This window comes from Micromonospora sp. 4G55 (assembly GCF_016803375.1).
On sequence record NZ_JAEVHN010000919.1, the window covers coordinates 1 to 1,617 of the forward strand.

Consider the following 1,617-nt stretch of genomic DNA (forward strand, 5'->3'; position numbering starts at 1 on the left):
GCGTCGGGCCGCCCGGACGACCCCCGGCGCCCGCCGGCACCCGGTCGGTGCCGGCGGTGCGGTCGACCCCGGAGGACCCGGCGGGACGGCAGCGGCGGGACTCCGCGTACGCCGACCGGCCCGCTCCGCCGGCCGGCTGACACCGCCCCGCGGTCGGGGCGACGTGGGTGCCGGCCGGGTCCGTGTGGCGGCGGAACACCGCCGGTGACCGGGTGGCAGACTGGTGGGGTGAGCGATACCGACCTGATCCGCCTCAAGCCCCGTCGCATCCGGGTGGTCTGCTGGGCCTCGGCGGCCGCCCTCCTGGTGGTCTTCAGCCTGGTGGCGACCTCGCTCTCCGGCTCCACCGGCGACGGCTACGGCACCTTCCAGCGCGGTGACCAGCTCGCCATGGTCGGGCTGGGCGTCTTCGGCGCGCTGGCCATCCTGCTCTTCACCCGGCCCCGGGTCGAAGCCGACGCCCGGGTCGTGCGGGTGCGCAACGTGATCGGCTCGTACGAGCTGCCCTGGGAGGTCGTCCGCGGGGTGCGTTTCGACCGGGGCGCCCCCTGGGCCAGCCTGGAGCTGCACGACGACGACCTGCTCCCGATGGTCGCCCTCCAGGCGGCCGACAAGGAGATCGCGGTCGAGGGCGTCCGGGCGCTGCGCCGGCTGCACCAGGCTCACCTGGCCGCGCTGGCGGCCGGCCGGACGGGTCGCTGAGCCCCCGGTCACACCCGCGCTGACCTGCGAGCCCGGTTTGGGGATGCCTGGGGCGAGGGTGTAGTGTTGCCGAGTCGACCAGACTGCCCCCGTTCCGACGTGCGGGCGGTCTTGAAGCGGAGCGCCTGCTCCCACCCGAGTCGCCCCTGACGGTGGCCGGGTCCGGTCCCCGGTTCCGGGCACGTTCCGGTTCCGGATGCGCGATCATGTGATCGTGCCGACCGGTCGAGCGGGCCCTGGCATGCGCCAGGGCCTTCTGCTTTCCGGCGCCCCCCCCGGGGGCCCACGGGGTCGCCACACGCAGGACACTCGACTCGAGGAGGCCCCATCAGCGTCGAACCACGCGTGAACGAGCAGATCCGGGCACGTGAGGTCCGACTGGTCGGCCCTGAGGGTGAGCAGGTGGGCATCGTCCCGCTGGAGCGCGCCCTGCAGCTGGCCGCGGACGTCGACCTGGACCTGGTCGAGGTTGCGCCGATGGCGCGCCCGCCGGTGTGCAAGCTCATGGACTTCGGCAAGTTCAAGTACGAGAGCGCACTGAAGGCGCGCGAAGCGCGGCGTAACCAGCAGCAGACCGTCATCAAGGAGATGAAGCTCCGGCCGAAGATCGACCCGCACGACTACGAGACCAAGAAGGGTCACGTGGTGCGGTTCCTCAAGGCGGGCGACAAGGTCAAGGTGACGATCATGTTCCGCGGTCGCGAGCAGAGCCGCCCGGAGCTGGGTTACCGGCTCCTGCGCCGGCTCGAGTCCGAGATCACGGACCTGGGCTACGTCGAGGCCGCTCCGAAGCAGGACGGCCGAAACATGATCATGGTTCTCGCTCCGCACCGGGCCGTCAAGGCCTCCGCGGTCGCCGCCACGGCGTCCCGCGGCGGGCCCCGGGACCGGGCGGAGGAGTCCGCCCCGGCAGCC

2 protein-coding genes are annotated in these 1,617 nt (G+C 73.1%); both read left to right on the plus strand.

The window, feature by feature from the left end; all coding sequences use genetic code 11:
• Positions 1–228: 228 nt before the first annotated feature.
• Entirely contained in the window at positions 229–702 is a 474-nt protein-coding gene (locus JNW89_RS36105; RefSeq protein ID WP_238452417.1) for a PH domain-containing protein, read from the plus strand.
• A gap of 345 nt (positions 703–1,047) precedes the next feature.
• On the plus strand, positions 1,048–1,617 hold a 570-nt coding region (gene infC / locus JNW89_RS36110; protein WP_238452418.1), incomplete at its 3' end, for a translation initiation factor IF-3.